15 protein-coding genes are annotated in these 18,757 nt (G+C 65.1%); 9 read left to right on the forward strand and 6 right to left on the reverse strand.

Annotation, left to right across the window (positions count from 1 at the left end):
* Positions 1–34 precede the first annotated feature (34 nt).
* Both AC1RNN_RS15130 and AC1RNN_RS15135 read right to left on the reverse strand, forming a co-directional pair.
* Positions 35–739 carry a hypothetical protein gene (locus AC1RNN_RS15130; RefSeq protein ID WP_493089825.1) on the reverse strand — a complete coding sequence of 235 codons (705 nt, stop codon included), beginning with the start codon at positions 737–739 and terminating at the stop codon, positions 35–37.
* A 46-nt stretch (positions 740–785) separates the two neighbouring features.
* Entirely contained in the window at positions 786–3,002 is a 2,217-nt protein-coding gene (locus AC1RNN_RS15135; protein WP_493089824.1) for a molybdopterin-dependent oxidoreductase, read from the reverse strand.
* Positions 3,003–3,106: 104 nt separating this feature from the next.
* Between AC1RNN_RS15135 and AC1RNN_RS15140 the strand changes: the two genes are divergently transcribed.
* The 4 genes from AC1RNN_RS15140 (at position 3,107) to AC1RNN_RS15155 (ending at position 10,718) form a co-directional block, all read left to right on the forward strand.
* On the forward strand, positions 3,107–4,435 hold the full coding sequence (locus AC1RNN_RS15140) for an NAD(P)/FAD-dependent oxidoreductase (protein WP_493089823.1): 1,329 nt from the start codon (positions 3,107–3,109) through the stop codon (positions 4,433–4,435).
* Positions 4,436–4,928: 493 nt separating this feature from the next.
* Positions 4,929–7,832: an aconitate hydratase gene (locus AC1RNN_RS15145; protein WP_493089822.1), complete on the forward strand. Its 2,904-nt coding sequence runs from the start codon at positions 4,929–4,931 to the stop codon at positions 7,830–7,832.
* Positions 7,833–7,846: 14 nt separating this feature from the next.
* Positions 7,847–8,122, forward strand: a complete 276-nt coding sequence (locus tag AC1RNN_RS15150; protein WP_493089821.1) for a DUF2277 domain-containing protein — start codon at positions 7,847–7,849, stop codon at positions 8,120–8,122.
* Between the two features lie 106 nt (positions 8,123–8,228).
* On the forward strand, positions 8,229–10,718 hold the full coding sequence (locus AC1RNN_RS15155) for a glycoside hydrolase family 3 C-terminal domain-containing protein (RefSeq protein ID WP_493089820.1): 2,490 nt from the start codon (positions 8,229–8,231) through the stop codon (positions 10,716–10,718).
* 4 nt (positions 10,719–10,722) lie between these two features.
* Here the strand turns inward: AC1RNN_RS15155 and AC1RNN_RS15160 are convergent, their stop codons facing one another.
* On the reverse strand, positions 10,723–11,622 hold the full coding sequence (locus AC1RNN_RS15160) for a LysR family transcriptional regulator (RefSeq protein ID WP_493089819.1): 900 nt from the start codon (positions 11,620–11,622) through the stop codon (positions 10,723–10,725).
* A gap of 114 nt (positions 11,623–11,736) precedes the next feature.
* On the opposite strand from AC1RNN_RS15160, the gene AC1RNN_RS15165 reads away from it, so the two are divergent.
* On the forward strand, positions 11,737–12,381 hold the full coding sequence (locus tag AC1RNN_RS15165; RefSeq protein ID WP_493089818.1) for an NAD(P)-dependent oxidoreductase: 645 nt from the start codon (positions 11,737–11,739) through the stop codon (positions 12,379–12,381).
* A gap of 8 nt (positions 12,382–12,389) precedes the next feature.
* Here AC1RNN_RS15165 and AC1RNN_RS15170 read toward each other — a convergent pair whose 3' ends face one another.
* Positions 12,390–13,055 carry a cation efflux transmembrane domain-containing protein gene (locus AC1RNN_RS15170; RefSeq protein ID WP_493089817.1) on the reverse strand — a complete coding sequence of 222 codons (666 nt, stop codon included), beginning with the start codon at positions 13,053–13,055 and terminating at the stop codon, positions 12,390–12,392.
* 112 nt (positions 13,056–13,167) lie between these two features.
* Here AC1RNN_RS15170 and cadR point away from each other — a divergent pair, with 112 nt between their 5' ends.
* A complete protein-coding gene (gene cadR, locus AC1RNN_RS15175) occupies positions 13,168–13,629 on the forward strand; it encodes a Cd(II)/Pb(II)-responsive transcriptional regulator (protein WP_493089816.1) in 462 nt (153 codons plus the stop codon).
* On the opposite strand, the gene AC1RNN_RS15180 is transcribed toward cadR, so the two are convergent.
* Positions 13,626–15,083: a sensor domain-containing diguanylate cyclase gene (locus AC1RNN_RS15180; protein ID WP_493089815.1), complete on the reverse strand. Its 1,458-nt coding sequence runs from the start codon at positions 15,081–15,083 to the stop codon at positions 13,626–13,628. The genes cadR and AC1RNN_RS15180 overlap by 4 nt on opposite strands.
* Positions 15,084–15,177: 94 nt before the next feature.
* On the opposite strand from AC1RNN_RS15180, the gene AC1RNN_RS15185 reads away from it, so the two are divergent.
* Together AC1RNN_RS15185 and AC1RNN_RS15190 are read left to right on the forward strand one after the other, a co-directional pair.
* Complete coding sequence (locus AC1RNN_RS15185; protein ID WP_493089814.1) at positions 15,178–16,353, forward strand: FAD-dependent monooxygenase; 1,176 nt, start codon at positions 15,178–15,180, stop codon at positions 16,351–16,353.
* Positions 16,354–16,415: 62 nt separating this feature from the next.
* On the forward strand, positions 16,416–16,730 hold the full coding sequence (locus AC1RNN_RS15190) for a 4Fe-4S dicluster domain-containing protein (RefSeq protein WP_493089813.1): 315 nt from the start codon (positions 16,416–16,418) through the stop codon (positions 16,728–16,730).
* On the opposite strand, the gene AC1RNN_RS15195 is transcribed toward AC1RNN_RS15190, so the two are convergent.
* Positions 16,708–17,724 (reverse strand): alpha/beta hydrolase family protein, encoded by a 1,017-nt coding sequence (locus tag AC1RNN_RS15195; RefSeq protein ID WP_493089812.1) that lies wholly within the window; start codon positions 17,722–17,724, stop codon positions 16,708–16,710. The two genes, AC1RNN_RS15190 and AC1RNN_RS15195, sit on opposite strands and share 23 nt — an antisense overlap.
* A gap of 66 nt (positions 17,725–17,790) precedes the next feature.
* On the opposite strand from AC1RNN_RS15195, the gene AC1RNN_RS15200 reads away from it, so the two are divergent.
* Positions 17,791–18,735 (forward strand): LysR family transcriptional regulator, encoded by a 945-nt coding sequence (locus AC1RNN_RS15200; RefSeq protein ID WP_493089811.1) that lies wholly within the window; start codon positions 17,791–17,793, stop codon positions 18,733–18,735.
* The last annotated feature ends 22 nt before the right edge of the window (positions 18,736–18,757 follow it).

Genomic DNA, 18,757 nt, shown 5'->3' on the forward strand with positions numbered 1-18,757 from the left:
ATGCCGCACATTCCATGCGGGCTGGCAGCTCTTTTTATTTGAAAAGTCCCTTGATGGCGTTGCCCGCCCGCTCCAGCGCGCCAGTCACGGAGCGCGCGAGCTTGTCAAAGTTGATCACGCCCATCAGCCGCTTTTCCACTGCGTTGGTGATCTCCAGTCCCAGTTCTCCCGGCGTGAGGCCGCCCTTGGCCTTGCCCAGATCGCGCAGCACGATGTCGGGCACGGCCACGGTCATCGTCTGGCCGTTCATGAAGGCCGCACTGGCCTGCGCTTTGGCGCCACGGATGGTGAACTCCTGCACGATCAGCTTCTTGCCCGGGCCGCTGCCGGAGCTCGGGCCCAGGTAGGCCGCGATATTGGCCTGGATGGCGTCGAAGTTGGTCATGCTGTCGCCCTTCTCGTAAATCACCTCGGGCGCCAGCACCACGATCTTCTTGACCAGCACCACATCTTTGGTGAGCGAGGCCACATCCACCTCCAGCTCGATGCTGCCGGCCTTGACCGCATAGGGCGTCTTGAAGCCCGCAGGATTGCCCACCACCAGGCCCTTGACCACGCCATGCCCGTTGAGCGCCGTGATCTTTACGGACTCCACCTTCACCGTGGCCTTGGTCATCGCACTGCCGTACTTGCCAATGGCCGCCTGCACCAGCCCATCCAGATTGCCATGCAACCAATAGGCCCCGCCGGCAATCAGCGCGACGAGCAGGACGGCGAGAGCGAGCAGGAGTTTTTTCATGGCTTTGCTACGGGTACAGACAAGGACCGTACTGTAGCCAAACCCGTTACGCCGCCTCCATCGTGATCGCCACGCCGCCCAGCACCGCGTTGCCCGACAGCGGGTCGCGCAGTTGGTCGTCCAGCAGGGCGTTGATGTTGGCGCCGGGACGCTCGGCGGCCACACGCAGTTGGGCACCGGGCAGGTTGTGGCCCCAGCCGTGCGGCAGGCTGACCACGCCGGGCATCATCTGGTCGCTGATGTGCACCTGGGCCTGAACGCTGCGTGGTCCGTTGCGCAGGGTGGCCAGGGCGCCGTCGGTCACGCCGTGGCGTTTGGCGTCGTCGGGGTGGATGAGGGCGGTGCAACGGAAGGGGCCCTTGGCCAGCGTGGGAAGGTTGTGCATCCAGCTGTTGTTGGTGCGCACGTCGCGCCGGCCGATGATGACCAGATCGGGCGCTGGCCGCCGCAGATCCTGCGCAGCGCGCTGCAAATCTTGTAGCAACAAGGGCGGTGCCAGCTCCACCTTGCCGCTGGGGGTGCGCAGCATTTCAGGGATGCGGGGTTGCAGTTCGCCCAGGTCGATGCCACCGGCAGGGTTGGCCTCCATCACCTTGCGCAGGTTGAGTCCGTCTGGCTTGGTGCCGAAGCCGTCGCCGTAAGGCCCGGTGCGCAGGGCCACGTCGAGGTTGCGCTGCGGGCCGCGCAGGCCGCGGGTGGCGGCGATCACGGCCGCTGCGTGAGTTCCGAACAGGCGCTCTGCATCACTTTCAAACTGGGCATCGTCCAGCGCATCGGCGTCGCACTGCGCACCTTGACCCTGCACGATGGCGGCCAGCTTGAGCAGGGTCTGCCATTCCTCGGGCTGGCCTTCAGGCCGCGGCAGCACCGGCGGGCTGTAGCGCGCGTGGTTGCGCCATGAGAGCTGGGGAAAGGCCACGTCGTAGTGCATGTCCTCCAGCGGCGAGAGGCCGGGCAGGATCACGTCCGCATGGCGCGTGGTTTCGTTCAGGTAAATGTCCAGGCTGACCATGAAGTCCAGCTGCTCCAGCGCGGCCGAGAGGCGCGGGCCATTAGGGCTGGAGAGCACGGGGTTGGTGGCCACAGTGATCAGCGCGCGGACCTGGCCCTCGCCGGGCGTCTCCATCTCTTCGGCCAGGCAGGTGATGGGCAGCTCGCCGTACACCTCGGGCGCGCCGCTCACGCGGGCATGGTGGCGGCCGGTGCTCACGCCTTTGCCTACACCCGGTTTGCCCACGGTGTTGCTGGCAAAGGCGGCGGACTTGGCAAACAGCATGCCGCCCTCCATGTCCAGGTGGCCGGTCAGCGTGTTGAGCACGTCCACCAGCCAGCTGGCCAGTGTGCCGTATTCCTGCGTGCAGGTGCCGATGCGGGCGTACACGGCTGCGCGCGGTGTGCGGGCCAGCTGGCGTGCCAGTGCGCGGATGGTGCCCGCCTCCATGCCACAGCGCGTGGCCACCGCTTCGGGCGTGAAGGTGGTGATGACGGTACGCACCTCTTCAACGCCCGTGACCCATTCTGCCACGCGGCCCAGCGTGACCAGGTTTTCGTCAAACAGGGTGTGCACCATGGCCGCCAGCAGAAACACATCGGCCCCGGGTCGGATGAAGTGGTGCGCGTCCGCAATCGCAGCGGTCTCTGTGCGGCGTGGGTCGATCACGATGAGCTGGCCGCCGTGGGCCTGCAAGGCCTTGGCCTTGCCCTTGAAGTCGGGCACGGTCCACATGCTGCCGTTGCTGGCCAGCGGGTTGGCGCCGATGACCAGCAGCAGCTCGGTGCGGCTGATGTCGGGCAGGGCGGTGGAGAGCCAGTGGCCGAACATCAGGCCACTGGCCAGCTGCTTGGGCATCTGGTCCAGCGTGGAGGCGGAAAACACATTCTTGCTACCCAAGGTGCGTGCCAGCTTGCCGAAGTAGGTGAGCAGACCAATCTTGTGGGCTGACGGGTTGCCCACGGCGATGGCGGTGGCATTGCGCCCATGCGCGGCGATGAGCGGCGGCAGACGTCGCTCGATTTCGGCAAAGGCCTCGTCCCAGCTAGCAGGCTCGTGTTTGCCGTTGCGCCTGATCAGCGGCGTGCGCAAACGGTCGGGGTCTTCATGCAGGTCCTTGAGGGCCACTGCCTTTGGGCAGATGTAGCCGCGGCTCAGCACATCGGCCTCGTGGCCGCGGATGCTCACAACCTGCTGGTCGCGCACCTTGATTTCCAGGCCGCAGCAGGCTTCGCACAGGGGGCAGATGCGGTGGTGGATGGTTTCTGTCATGGCGTGTCTCTCGGGTCATGTTTTGGGGCGCATTTACGCATGGCGCGCAGGGCTTGTCGATAACACAGGCGACAGGGTTTTGAGCGCGCTGCTAGGATGGGCCCATGACGATCCAGACCCCTGCCGCGCGGGCGCGCGTAGTCATCATCGGTTGTGGTTTCGGCGGACTGGAGGCCACCAAGGCCTTGCGCCAAGCCGATGTCGACATCACCGTGGTGGACAAGCACAACCACCATCTCTTCCAACCCTTGCTTTACCAGGTGGCCACCGCCGGGCTCACGGCACCGGCCATAGCAGAGCCCATACGCCGCATCTTCCGCAAGCAGCGCAATGTGACCGTGCTGATGGCCGAGGTGACCGGGGTGGATGCCCAGGCCCGGTGTGTGTTTCTCAACGATGGGCAGGTGCTGCCCTATGACCATCTGATCGTCGCGGCAGGCGCCACCCACAGCTACTTTGGCCATGACGACTGGGCCGCCCATGCGCCCGGGCTCAAGACGCTGGAGGACGCCTTTGTCATCCGCTACCGCCTGCTCATGGCCTATGAAGCCGCCGAGCGCCTGCCGCCGCAGGCGCCTGCGGAGCAACGTGATGCCTTGCTCACGTCGGTGGTGATCGGTGCTGGCCCTACCGGCGTGGAAATGGCGGGAACCATGGTGGAGATTGCGCGCCATACGCTCAAGGGCGAGTTTCGCCGCTTCCAGTCGCAAAAGGCCCGCGTGCTGCTGATTGAAGGCGGTGCGCGCGTGCTGGGCAACTACCCGCAGGCGTTGAGCGAGAGTGCCAAACAGCAGTTGGAGAAAATTGGTGTCGAGGTGCGCATCGGTGCGCGCGTGACACAGATCGACGAAGAAGGCGTGACGCTGGAGGAGGGCGGGCAGACCCAGCGCATTGCCGCCGCTACGGTAGTCTGGGCCGCAGGGGTCGCGGCGTCTCCGCTGGGCAAGGTAGTGGCTGCTGCCACCGGCGCTGAGCTGGACCGCGCGGGCCGCGTACAAGTGTTACCCGACCTGAGCCTGCCGGGCCACCCGGAGATCAGCGTAGTGGGCGACCTGGCCGCCGCCAAGAGCCATGTGCCGGGGCAAGAACCGACGCCGGTGCCCGGTGTGTCACCGGGTGCCAAGCAGATGGGCCGCACGGCGGCGGCCAACATCCTGCGCCGCCTGCGGGGTGAGGCTGGCCTGCCATTCCGCTACATCAACTATGGGGACTTGGCGACCATCGGGCGCAAGGCTGCGGTGGCCGATGTGGGTGTGCCGTTGCTGGGGCAACTGCGCTTCACGGGTTTTCCGGCCTGGTTGTTCTGGCTGTTCATCCACGTCTTCTTCCTGATTGGTTTTCGCAACCGGCTGGTGGTGATGATTGACTGGGCCTGGTCGTACTGGACCTTTGAGCGACATGCGCGGATTGTGGTGGGCAAGGACGAGACGTGACCTATTTCTTTATTTAACACCCACTCCCCCAACCCCTCGCCCCGTCGGCGAGGGGAGCTTTTAACAGCCATATTTTGTTGTGTCGCGCCGGCTACGGGGCCTATTGGAGTGAGGTTGCCCCCGCTACTTCACTCCACGGCCCGTGCCTGTGGTTGTGGAGACCTCGGAGATGTCTGTATGCCAACGCTGGCGGCTGCGCCCGCCAGTGGCTTCGCGCCTAGATGTCTTCATTCACCACAACCGCTGGCGAGGGCCGTGGCGCGCCCATTTGGTGGCAGCGTTGCTTGTGTAGCACCCTGGCCGGCGCGAGGTCCCCAAATCGGCTGTTCAAAGGCTCCCCTCGCCGACGGGGCGAGGGGTTGGGGGAGTGGGTGTTAAAAAAACCGACCTATCCCACCCCCCCTGCGGTCAGGTTAACCCGGCCCAATTCGTGCATCCGTCACGCCATCGCGCCACAATGGCAACAGTGCCCCAACCCCAACAGGAGAGCCCCATGCCCCACGCCTTTGCCTCGACCCTCAAGAAATTCAAGACCGCCTCCGGCAAGACCGCCCAGTTCCATTCCCTGCCGGCCCTGGCCAAGCAGTTTCCCAATGTCAGCCGCCTCCCAGTGTCGCTGCGCATCGTGCTGGAGAGTGTGCTGCGCAACTGCGATGGCAAGAAGGTCACCGCAGACCACGTCGCCCAACTCGCCAATTGGAAGCCCCAAGCAGAGCGCACCGATGAAATCCCTTTTGTGGTGAGCCGCGTGGTGCTGCAAGACTTCACCGGTGTGCCGCTGCTGGCCGACCTGGCCGCCATGCGCAGCACGGCCCAGCGTCTGGGCAAGAACCCCAAGAAGATCGAGCCGCTGGTGCCCGTGGACCTGGTGGTGGACCACTCGGTGATGGTGGACCACTACGGCAAGAAGAATTCGCTGGACCTGAACATGCGCCTGGAATTCCAGCGCAACCGTGAGCGCTACGAGTTCATGAAGTGGGGCATGCAGGCCTTTGACACTTTTGGCGTGGTGCCCCCCGGCTTTGGCATCGTGCACCAGGTGAACCTGGAGTACCTGGCGCGCGGTGTGCACAAGACTGCCAAGGACCTGTACTACCCCGACTCACTGGTCGGTACCGACAGCCACACCACCATGATCAACGGCATTGGCGTGGTGGCCTGGGGCTGCGGCGGCATCGAGGCTGAGGCGGCCATGCTGGGCCAACCGGTCTACTTCCTCACCCCTGATGTGGTGGGCTTTGAACTGACCGGCCGCCTGCGCGAAGGTGTGACGGCGACCGACCTGGTACTCACCGTGACCGAGATCTTGCGCAAGCACAAAGTGGTGGGCAAGTTTGTGGAGTTTTTTGGCGAAGGCACGCGCACGCTGGCGTTGCCCGACCGCGCCACCATTGCCAATATGGCGCCCGAGTACGGTGCCACCATGGGTTTCTTCCCGGTGGACGAGAAGACCATCGATTACTTTGAAGGCACCGGCCGCACCAAGGCCGAGATCGAGGCCTTCGAGGCCTACTTCAAGGCGCAAGGCCTGTTTGGAGTGCCGGCCAAGGGCGAGCTGGACTACACCAGCGTGGTGACGTTGGACCTGGGCGACGTGACACCCAGCCTGGCCGGCCCCAAGCGCCCGCAAGACCGTATCGAGCTGGGCAAGGTGGCCTCCACCTTCAGCAGCCTGTTCAGCAAGCCGGCTGCCGAAAATGGTTTCAACCAGCCCGCCGCCGTGTTCCACACCCGGCATCTGGCGCGCACCTGGGACGCCCCATTGAACGTCAAGGTGCCTGCATCGCCGCCCACGCCGTTGGGCGCACCGCGCCAGGTGGTGGAGATGGAGAGCAGCAAACCCACGCTCGCCGCGCACCATGCGCCCAACACCGCTGCGACCGTCGTCGCCCCGGGCAGTGGCTCGGACCTCACCATCGGTAATGGCGACGTGCTGATTGCTGCGATCACCAGTTGCACCAACACGTCAAACCCTAGCGTGCTGCTGGCTGCAGGGCTGCTGGCCAAGAAGGCGGTGGAGGCGGGCCTCAAGGTCAAGCCGCACATCAAGACCTCGCTGGCCCCCGGTTCCCGCATCGTCACCGAATACCTGACCGAAACCGGCCTGCTGCCGTACCTGGAAAAACTGGGCTTCGCGCTGGCGGGCTATGGCTGCACGACCTGTATCGGCAACGCGGGCGACCTGACACCCGAGCTCAACGAGGTCATCACCACCAACGACCTGGTCTGCGCCGCCGTGTTGTCGGGCAACCGCAACTTTGAGGCGCGCATTCACCCCAACCTGAAAGCCAACTTCCTGGCCAGCCCACCGCTGGTCGTGGCCTACGCCATTGCCGGCACGGTGACGCGTGACCTGATGACCGAGCCCGTGGGCCAGGGCAAGGGTGGCAAGGACGTGTACCTGGGCGACATCTGGCCCAGCAGCGAAGAGATCTACAAACTGCTCAAGTTCGCGATGAAAGGCAAGGCCTTCCGCGCGAACTACGCCAAGGTCAAGACCGAGCCCGGCGCGCTGTGGGACAAGGTCAAGGGCGTGAGCGGCACGGCCTACACCTGGCCGGCTAGCACCTACATCGCCCAGCCGCCGTTCTTCGATGCATTTGCTATGGATTCAGGAGCTGCTCGCGCAGATTCCACGGGGGCCAAGGGGCAAAAAATATCTGAAGCGGTGCGGGGTGCCTGCATCATGGCCCTGTTTGGTGATTCCATCACCACTGACCACATCTCCCCGGCCGGCAGCATCAAGGAAAACTCACCCGCCGGCCAGTGGCTCATCGCCAACGGTGTCCAGAAGGCCGATTTCAACAGCTACGGTGCACGCCGCGGCAATCACGAGGTGATGGTGCGTGGCACTTTTGCCAACGTGCGCATCAAAAACCTGATGATTCCTGCCAAGGCCGACGGTGCGCGCGAGGAGGGCGGCGTCACGCTCTACCAAGGCACGCAGGGCAGGGGCGACAAGCTCGCCATCTTCGATGCTGCCACCCGCTACATGGCAGAGGGCACGCCCACGGTGGTGTTTGCCGGCGAGGAGTACGGCACCGGGTCGAGCCGCGATTGGGCGGCAAAGGGCACGCAGCTGCTGGGTATCAGGGCCGTGGTGGCGCAGAGCTTTGAGCGCATTCACCGCAGCAACCTGGTGGGCATGGGCGTGCTGCCCCTGCAGTTCAAGCCGGGCACCAGCTGGAGCAGCCTGGGACTGACCGGCAGCGAAACCATCGACATCATTCCCGATGCCAACCTCACGCCGCAAAGCGAGGCGCAGTTGGTGGTGACGCGTGCCGATGGCTCGCAAACCAAGCACACCTTGCTCTTGCGCATCGACACGCCCATCGAGGTGGACTACTACCGCGCTGGCGGCATCCTGCCCTTTGTGCTGCGCCAGTTGCTGGCCTGAAGGGGCAAGGCGCCATGTGCCGCAATATCAAGACCCTGTTCAACTTCGAGCCTCCGGCCACGGAGCTGGAGATCCGCGATGCTTCGCTGCAGTTTGTGCGCAAGCTCAGCGGCTTTGCGGTGCCGTCCAAGGCCAATGAGGCCGCCTTTGACCGCGCGGTGGAGGAGGTGGCGGCCAGCGCCCGGGCGCTGATGGCCCAACTGGTGACCACGGCCGAACCGCGCAACCGCGAGGTGGAGGCGGCCAAGGCCCGGGCGCGCTCGGCGCTGCGCTTCGGCAGCGCGCCGTAACTGCCACGGCGCTGGGCTAAGATGGTGCAAACCACACAGAGGAGGCGCCCGCGCCGGAGCTGAACCGGTCGCGGCAGGGTATCTCCCACACGAGAGAGGACACCGCATGAGCCCCGCACTCCCGCCCCAGAAAGACCAGACGCACATTCAGGCGCTGTTGGACCAGCTCACGCTGGCCGAGCAGGTCAGCCTTCTCACCGGCGCCGATTTCTGGAGCACCCAGCCGGTGCCGCGGCTCAATATTGGCGCCATCAAGGTCAGCGACGGCCCCAACGGCGCGCGCGGCGGCATGTTCAAGGACGGCCCCACCACGGCCTGCTTCCCGGTGGGTATTGCGCTGGCGGCCACCTGGAACCCCCGACTGGTGCAGCAAACCGGCGCAGCCCTGGGCATGGAGGCCACACTCAAGGGCGCACAGGTGCTACTGGCGCCCACGGTGAACCTGCACCGCACCGTGCTCAATGGGCGCAACTTCGAGTGCTATTCCGAAGACCCCTGGCTCGCCTCCGAGATCGGGGTGGCTTACATCCGCGGGGTGCAGAGCGTGGGCGTGGCCGCCACCATCAAGCACTTTGTGGGCAACGAGAGCGAATACCAGCGCATGAGCATCAGCTCCGACATCCCGGAGCGCGCGTTGCGAGAGCTGTACCTGCTGCCCTTTGAGCGCGCCGTGAAGGAGGCGGGTGTGATGGCCGTGATGACGGCCTACAACCGGCTGGACGCCACTTTTGCGGCCAACCACCGCCGTCTGGTGCGCGAGCTGCTGCGTGAGGAATGGGGCTTTGACGGCATCGTCATGTCCGACTGGTTTGCCAGCATGGACACGGTGGAGTCGGCCGAGGCCGGTTGCGATCTGGAAATGCCCGGCCCCACGCGGGTGCGGGGCGCAGCCCTGGTAAAGGCGGTGGAGGATGGGCGGGTGAGCGCGCAGGCTGTGCGCGACTGCGCGGGCCGCATCCTGCGCCTTATCGACCGGTTGGGCCGCCTCAACACCCGACAACTGGCGCCCGAGCGGGCCGACGACGTACCGGCCCACCGCACCCTGATCCGCAGCTTGGGGGCGGACGCTGCGGTCTTGCTGAAGAACGCGTCCAGCCTGCTGCCACTGGCGCCCCAGCCTGGGCAGACGGTGGCGTTGGTGGGGCGTGCGGCGGTGGTGCCGCAGATCATGGGTGGGGGCAGCGCCACCGTGAATGCGCACTACCGTATTGCGCCCCTGGCTGCATTGCAGGCGCAGTGCCCCGGGGTGCGCTTCACCCACCACGTGGGGGCCGATATCCACCGTTTCGTTCCGGTGGTGTTCAAACCCATGCAGTTGGAGTTCTTCAACAGCACGGACTTCAGCGGCCCGGTGGTCTATACGCAGACGGTGCCCAACACCGAGCAGCTCTGGATCGACACGGTGCATCCTTCGGTCACACGCGGCGCGTTTTCTGCACGGGCCACGCTGCAGTTTGTGGCCGACCGGGCGGGGGGCTACCAGTTCTCCCTCATCAGCGCAGGCCTGAGCCGGGCCTTCATCAACGGCGAACTGGCGGTGGATGCCTGGAGCCGCTGGACGCGGGGCGACACCTATTTCACCTTTGGCTGCAACGAGGTCGTGCACACCCGGGCCCTGCAGGCGGGGGAGGTCTGCAAGATCACGGTGGAATTCAGCACCGCTGCGCCCGAGAAGCTGGACATGAATGCGTTGCGCTTTGGTGCCAGCCGTGTGCTGGATGACGCCGATATTGAAGAAGCGGTGGCTGCCGCTGCTGCGGCAGATGTGGCGGTGGTGTTTGCAGGCCTGAATGCGGAATGGGACAACGAGGGACTGGACCGCACCAGCATGGACTTGCCGCATGGCCAGAATGAATTGATTGCTCGCGTGGCGGCGGCCAACCCACGCACAGTGGTGGTCTTGCAGACGGGCTCACCGGTGGAGCTGCCGTGGATTGGCCAGGCAGGCGCAGTGCTGCAGGCCTGGTACCCCGGCCAGGAGTGCGGCAACGCGATTGCCGATGTTTTGTTGGGGCGTGTGGAGCCCGGCGGTCGTCTGCCGCAGACCTGGCCGACGCGCTTGCAGGATACGCCTGCCCAAACCGGCCCTTTGCAATACCCGGGCATCGATGGCCACGTGCACTACGACGAGGGCGTATTCATTGGCTACCGTCACTATGAACACCATGGCATTGCGCCGCTGTTCCCCTTCGGCCACGGCTTGTCCTACACGCGTTTCGAGGTGCTGGGCATGCGCCTGTCGACCACCGCCGTGGCGCCTGGCGGCAGGGTGACTGTGGAAGTGGACGTTCGCAACACGGGCAAGCGTGCGGGGCAGGCAGTGGTGCAGTTGTATGTGGCCGATGCGCAGGCCAGCGTGCCGCGTCCGGTGCGCGAACTCAAGGGCTTTGCCAAGGAGTTGCTGGAGCCCGGTGTTACTACCACCATAACGCTGGAGCTCACGATGCGCTCCTTGGCCTTCTTTGACGAGTCCCGCTCAGCCTGGGTAGCAGAGGCCGGAGAGTTCACCCTTTCAGCGGGCTTTTCCAGTGCCGATTTACGCGCCCATGCGACCCTGGTATTGGAGTCGGACTGGCAGGAGGCCTGTAGCGGTTAAACCACTAGCGTGGCAGTGGCTGCAGAGTCTGGAAGTAACTATCGAGCAGGGCCAGGGTGTGGCGCACCTTGGCGGGCTGGTCACCGCGCCGCGCGGTAATCGCAAACACTTCGTAGTCCGGCGGGCTCCAGTCGGGCAACACGGGCACCAGGCGCCCATCGGCCAGTGCGCGGCGGTCGTCGTCGCTCAGCACAATGCTGATTCCCCAGCCGGCCACACACAGCGAATGCAGCGCAGTCACCTGTGTGGCGGAAGCGCGGGAAGTGACCGGCACCTGCACCACCTGGTTGCCGCTGTGCAGTTGCAGCAACTCATGGGACGGACCGTGCGGGCGCCCCCCCAGCCAGTCGTGGTGGGCCAGGTCTTGGGGGTGCTGAGGCCAGCCACGCGCGGCGAGGTAGGCGGGTGAGGCACACAGCTGCGCGCGCAAGGTACCCAGCTTGCGCGCCACTAGGCTGGAGTCTGGTTGCGTACCGACGCGTACCGCAATATCCACCCGCTCGGCAATCACATCCACCAGCGCGTCGTCCATCAACAGGCGCAGGGTGAGCTTGGGGTAGTTGCGCAGTGGTGCGAGGACGGACGCCAGCAGCCCGCCGAATCCGATGGGGGCTGCAATCCGCAACTCGCCCTCGGGCTCGTCGCGGTGCCGTTCTAGCGCCTGGTCCGCAGACCGGGCGGCTGCCACCATGGCGGCGCACCCCTCCACATAGCGCTCTCCCGCCTCCGTCAGCGTGAGTTTGCGCGTGGAGCGGTGGACCAAGGCCAGGCCCAGGGCCGCTTCGAGCTGGCGCAGGTGCTGGCTCACCGCAGAGGGTGTCATGCCCAACTGGCGGGCAGCACCGCTCAGGCTGCCAGCTGCAGCCACCTCGGCAAAGACGGCCATGCGTTTGAGTTGATCCATGCTTGATTGTTTAGTTTTACTTCAAAGTAATAGCGAAATTTACCGTCTTTTCAAGGATAGGTGAAGCAATCACACTAGAGGCTTGTTTTATTCGATGGAAACAGGAGTCTTGTTATGAAAATCGCACTGATTGGCGCCACAGGTTTTGTGGGCACTCCCTTGCTGGCTGAATTGCTGAGCCGTGGCCATCTGGTCACTGTGCTTGCCCGTAACCCCGGCAAGCTCGCAGCCCAGCCCGGCCTGACCGTGGTGGCCGCAGACGCGCTGGATGCCGCCCAGGTCGCCAAGGCTGCTGCCGGCCATGACGCCGTGGTCAGCGCCTACAACCCCGGTTGGACCGAGCCCAAGATCGGTGAAATCTTTCTGCAAGCCACGCACAGCATCTTCGCTGGCGTGAAGCAGTCTGGCGTCAAGCGCTTCCTCATGGTGGGTGGTGCGGGCAGCCTGTTTGTGGCACCCGGCGTGCAGTTGGTGGATACACCCGAGTTCCCCGCCGAATACAAGGTGGCCGCCGCAGCCGCGCGTGATGCGCTCAACCTGATCCAGAAGGAAACCACTCTGGACTGGACCTTCCTGTCCCCCGCCATGCTGCTCAACCCCGGTGTGCGCACTGGCAAATACCGCCTCGGTGCGGACGCGCCACTGTGGGCCGAAGGCGGTGGCCCCGGCAGCATCTCGGTGCAAGACATGGCCGTGGCCATCGTGGATGAGCTGGAGACGCCCCAGCACATCCAGAAGCGCTTCACCGTCGCGAACTAAGGCGTCCCTCAGTGGGCATGGCCTTCGTGGCCATGCCCATGGTCCGCATGTGCGGTGCCACGGAGCTCGCTGCGCGCCTGGCGCCAAACCTGCCAGCCGCCCTGCAGTGCCAGCGTGGCCATGCCGGCGGCCACGGCCAGATCGGGCCAACGACTTCCGGTGTACAGCACACCTGCGCCAGCGAGCATCACGGCAATATTGCCAATCGCATCATTGCGCGAGCACAGCCACACGCTGCGCATATTGGCGTCGCCTTCACGGAAGGCGTACAGCATCCAGGCCACGGCCACATTGGCCGCCAGGGCCACCAGTCCGATGATGCCCATGGTGGCGCCGTCAGGCACCTCGCCCTGCCACACGCTCCATGCGGTGCGGCCCAGTACCAGCAGGCCAAAGCCCCCCATGCACAGTGCCTTCACGATGGCCGCACGCGCACGCCAGGTCAGCGCGGCCGAGAGTACGGCAATTGACACCCCGTAATTCAGTGCATCGCCTGCAAAGTCAATCGCATCTGCCAGCAAGGAGAGTGAGCCCGAGGTCATGCCACCCACAATTTCCACACCGAACATGGCGGCGTTGATGAGCAAGGCAATCCAGAGAATGCGTCGGTAGCGTGCAGGGTTTTGCAGGGTTTCGACGGCCGGGGTTTCGTGTTCGCAGCAATGTTGGCTCATGGGGTTTCCTTTCGATGCCTGCATTGGAAACCCTGTAGCCACTTCAGGGTCAAGTCCTATACTGCAGCAGGGCCTTTGCCATGCCGGCACAGTCCTGTGCAGGAGCAGACGCATGAAAATCGGTGAACTCGCCAGTGCATCGGGAACCCCGGTGGAGACCATTCGCTACTACGAGCGCGAGGGCCTGCTGCCTGCAGCCGCGCGCACCGACGGCAATTACCGCGTGTACGGCCCGGAACATGCGCAGCGCCTGCAGTTTGTGCGCCACTGCCGCAGCCTGGACATGACCTTGCAGGAAATCCGGGCCTTGCTGGCGTTCAAGGATGCACCCGAAGAGAATTGTGCGGAAGTGAATGCGCTGCTGGACGAGCACATCGGTCACGTGGCGCAGCGCATCAGCGAGCTGCGCCAGCTCGAAAAGCAATTGAAGCTGTTGCGCGCACAGTGCCAGGGCGTGCAGGATGCAGCGCATTGCGGCATCCTGCAAGGGTTGTCTGCCGAGTCCCCGCTCCCCGCCTCAGCTACTGGTGGCCATGTGCATGGCAGCCACGGTGGGCGAGGGCACACGCACTAGACGCGTCGGCGCTCGATCTGCGCTTCCTCGTAGTAGCGCGTCTTGGCTTCGAACATGGCGCGGTCGGCCGCATGGATGCCGGCTTCAACTTCGGCCGCACTGTTGCAGCTTGCAATGCCCATGGCCAGGCTGAGTTTCTGGCCGGGGTAGAACTGGTTGTTGAGTTCGAGCATGGAATCGATCCGCTCCTTGAGACCCAACGCGGCGCGCTCATCGGCGCCAGGCATGAGCGCGATGAACTCGTCGCCGCCAATGCGCGCAATGCAAATGGACTGCTGCTCGCCTGCAGCCTTGGAGAGCACCTCGCCCGCGCGGCGCAGGATCGCATCGCCCGCGGCATGGCCCTGGTTGTCATTGACTTGCTTGAGGCCGTTGAGGTCCATGGCCAGAATGCTCAGCGGCCAGGGGCCCTTGCGCGAGATGCGGTTGAGTTCTTCCACATAGAAGGCACGGTTGCGCAGGCGCGTGAGCGCGTCGTGCTTGCCCAGGTATTCCAGATAGGCCTCGGCCTTTTTGCGCGCGGTGATGTCCACGAGCGACACCAGCACCAGGTCCCAGTCCTGCTCATGGCCTGGCAGCACCGAGAACTGCATGTGGATATTGATGAGCTCGCCATTGAGCGAGTAGTTCACCACCTCGCGTGTTTGCACCAGCTTGCCGTTCCACAGGTCCACCAGCTGTTCGGCAAACGAGGTACGCATTTCGTCGCGGAAAATCAGCTCCAGCTTGCCGAGCAGGTCTTCGCGGCTGGTAGAGGAGAACATGGTCAGCGTTTGCTGGTTCACGTCCAGCACGCGGATCTTTTCCATGCAGCGGTTCACAAACTCGGGGTGAACGCTGATGAATACCCGGAAATCCTGGATGCCCGTGTGGCGGGCTTCGTCCATGAGTTGCTTGACGCCGCTGAAGTCCTCGACCCAGAGAGACACGGGCGAGAACTCGAACAGGTTGCGCGCATAGCGCTCGCTGTGCACCAGGCGCTGGCTGGACTGGGTTTGCGCAGTCACGTCCTGCAGCGACACCATCACACGGTCCCATCGGTCTTCGTGGCCCGGCAGCACACGGATATGGATCTGCACGTCGATGCGCCGCCCGTCCAGCCCGTAGTTGACCGACACATTGCTGAATTCCAGTACACCGTTCCAGAGCTGGGTGAGCTCGCGGACCATGGGCTCGAACATGTCGCCGCGGAAGACCTCGCCCAGGCGCGAAATCAGCTCTTCCTGGCTGCCAGCGCCAAACAGGTCCAGCGTCTGCTGGTTCACGCGCAGCACTTGGTAGCACTGCGAACACTGGGCTGCGCGGCTGGGGTCGGCGCGCAAATGGGCCTCCAGGTCGGTCACACCCTGCGCACGCCACTGTTCAAACAGCGTTTTCAGCGAGCTGTAGTCCTCCAGCCAGAGAGAGATGGGTGCGGCGTCAAACAGGAGTTCGAAATCGGTGCTCAGGGTCATGGTCGGCGGCGAGAAATGCGTAAATGGCGTTTGGAGTCCAGTGTAGCTGTGCCAGATCAAGCCATGGGGTTTCTACCCGGGTGACAATGCGGGCATGCGAGAAGCAACAGTCATTGTGGGTGGGGGGATTGGCGGTCTGGCGGCATCGCTGGCCTTGTCCCGCACAGGGATGCCAGTGCAACTGCTGGAGCAGGCCTTGGCCTTTGGCGAGGTGGGGGCTGGTATCCAGCTCGGGCCCAATGTGGTGCATGTGTTGCAGGGCTGGGGCCTGGGTGATGCGCTGCAGCGTGCGGCAGCTTTTCCCGCACAGCTGGAAGTGCGCAACGCACTGAGCGCGCGCACTGTGGGTGTGCTGCCGCTGGGCGAGCGGGCCAAGGCCTTGTATGGCGCGCCCTACGCCACCATTGCCCGTGCAGACCTGCACGGCATCTTGCTGCAGGCAGCACAACGCGAGGGTGTGACCTGCCAGCTGGGCGCTTCCGTGTCCCAGATACGGCAACATGGCGAGGTGATGCAGGTGGAAACTGCGGGCGGCGACATCCTCCGCACGCCGCTGGTGGTGGGCGCAGATGGCCTGTGGAGCCATGTGCGCCAGCACCTGCTGCCGCGCAGCAAACCGCGCAGCACGGGCCACCTGGCCTTCCGCGCCATGGTGCGGCAGGCAGATTTGCCCGTCGCGTTGCGCAGCCACGTGGTCACGGCCTGGCTGGGGCCCCGCTTCCACGCGGTGCAGTACCCGGTGCGCGGTGGGGAATGGCTCAATCTGGTGGTCATCGTGCAGGGCCGCGTGGCGGGTGACCCCCAGTCCTGGGACCACAGTGCCAACGCCTCCGAACTGCGCGCCCGCCTGGCCAACGCCCAGGCGCCTTTGCTGGACCTGATCCATGCCATCGACGACTGGCGTCTGTGGCCGCTGTACGATCGCCCCCCCATGCGCGACCCGGCTGAGCAGGCCCAGGGCCGTATTGCGCTCTTGGGGGATGCTGCCCACCCCATGCGGCCTTATCTGGCGCAGGGTGCGGGCATGGCGATCGAGGATGCCCAGCAGCTTGTTCTTTCCTTGCAGCTGCAGAAAGGCAATGTGCCTGCTGCGCTGCTGCATTACGCAGAGGCCCGCTGGGAGCGCAACGCGCGCGTGCAGGCGCGGGCCATCCGTAACGGGCGCATCTTCCATATGCGCTGGCCGATGCGGATGGGGCGCGATTGGGCCTTGCGCGCGCTGGGTGTGCGCTTGCTGGATTTGCCCTGGCTGTACGGTTACCGGACATAAACCGAAACAAACCGATACCTGCCTGCTACCCGGTGCCCGGGTCGTCCCGGCACCATGGGCGCATGAGATCACGCACCCCCCACCCACGCGGCAACGCAAGCCATTTCAAACATCCGGCCGGTTTTCTGGTGCCCAAGGTCGACCCGAACCGCTGCGAGGGCAAAGGCCCCTGCGTGGATGTCTGCCCGGTGGACGTGTTTGCCATGGGCGTGCTGCCCAAGGATCAGCGCAAGACGCTCACCCTGCCGGGCAAGATCAGGGGCTTTGTGCACGGCTGGAAACAGGTGAAGGTAGTGGAGCCCGAAGCCTGCCGGGCTTGCGGCCTGTGCGTGACCGCCTGCCCTGAAAAAGCCATCACCCTGCGGCGCGGCCCCTGAGCTGGGGTACGGCGGCCTCGATCTCGTCGAGCAGCCGCGGCCACAGCCGTTCGCCTATGGCGCGGCGAAATGGCCCAAAGTGCCCGATCTGGGCCACGCCCAAGTCCTTTGGCGCGATATGGCGCAACTCGGCCACGCCCGGAGCGTCGGCAAAGGCCAGGCGCAGCGCGTCCACCGCCTTGGGCGGGCCAAACACCTTGTCGTCGCTGATGGCCCACAGGTGTGCCGTTCCGGTCCAGCGGTGGGCGGTCAGCACCACCGTGGGATCGCTGGTGAAGTAACCGGGCATCAGGCCCCAGCGGCTCCAGTCGCGTGCGGCCGCTGCGGGCAAGTCTTCGCCCCCGCCAATGGCCCAACCCGGCAGGCCGCCAAACAAGCGTACGCACAGTGGCAGCCAGAAACCAAAAAATAGCAGGGCGCCCAGGCGCTGGTGCCAGCGCGGCCAGAGCTTCCAGAACGGCAGCTGCGCCGCCACACCAATGGCCGCGTCCAGACTTTCCAGCCCTTGGCATTGGGCCAGCGCGTGACCGCCCAGCGAATGGCCCACCCACAGCGTGGGCAGTGCCTCGCCGGGCCCCGCTTGCGCGCGCCGGTGTACGGCGGCCAGTGCGGCTTGCAGGTCCAGCTGCATCCAGTCCCGCATGCTGATGCTGCGCGCGGCCTGCTTGCTCAGGCGCGAATCGCCAATGCCACGGTAGTCCAGCGTGATGACGGCGTAGCCACGCGCGCTGAGCCAGCGGGCAAAGGCCCGGTAGTAGTGGCGCGGCACGGCGGTGGCTGGCGCCATCAGGGCCACGGCGCGGGCAGGTGTTGCGGGCTCGAACACGGTGGCCCAGAGCTGGGCGCCGTCCTGTGCGGTGAGGCACAGGTCCAGCTCGGAGTGGGGCTGTTCCGGTGCTGCCTCAAAAGCCTGGGTCAGGTGCGACATGGCGGGCGTCATGTTGGCTCCATCGATCCAGCGTGCGGCAATGTCTTGGGTGTTGGTGGTGGTCATGGCGCCATGGTTCCCGCTTTCGGGGTGCTTGACTAGACTGCACGCCGCATGCACTCTGTCAACGTTATGGAAACAAAAAGACCGTCCACCCGCAATGAAACCCTGACACCTGCGCTCGATGCCGATGCCCTGGAACTGTTTGCCCGCGTGGCCAAAGCAGGCAGTTTTTCATTGGCGGCCAAGCACGCGGGACAGACCCGAGCCGCGGTAAGCCGGCGCATTGCCTATATGGAGCAGCGTACCGGCCAGGCCCTGTTTCTGCGGACCACGCGTTCACTCACGTTGACAGCGACAGGCCGGCGCCTGTTGCCGCACGCGCTGGCGGTGCTGGACGCGGCCGAGCAGGCGCGCGGCACGTTGACCTCGGTGCACGCGGGTTTGGCGGGGAGTTTGCGCATCACCTCTCTGCCCAGCTTTGGCACCACGGTGCTGCCGCCTTTGCTCCTGAAATTCCGGGCGCTGCACCCGGGGGTGAACTACGACCTGCTGCTGTCCGACCGGCGCGTGGATCTGCTGCGCGAGGGCGTGGATATTGCCTTCCGTGTCACGCGCCGCCCGCCGCCTGACTGGGTGGCCAGGCCCTACCTGCAATTCCATGTGGGCGCCTATGGCGCGCCAGGGCACTGGGCGCCCATGCAGCACCCGGAGGAGCTGACGCCAGCCCCGCTGTTGCTGTTGGGTCCGGTGTCCATGAACCCGGAAATGCGCTGGGTGCGCCGCGATGGTGAAGATTCCGTCATCTGCGCCCGTGCGCCTGCAGCGGTGCAGAGTGATGACCTGACCGTGTTGGTGCGTCTGGCCGAAGGCGGTTTGGGCGTAGTGCTGGCGCCCAGCTACTGCGTGCAGGACGCGGTGGCTGCGGGGCGGCTGGTGGAGCTTCTGCCCGACTGGGACCTGGACATCCGCCAGGGCAACACGGTACAGCTGCTGACCCTGCCCAGGCCCCAACTCAGCGCCGTGGCGCGAGCGTTTGCCAAGTTTGTGCAGGACAGTGCGCCTGAAGCCTCCTGATTTGCTATTGAATCAGTAGCTG

This window comes from Rhodoferax sp. GW822-FHT02D07 (assembly GCF_058802405.1).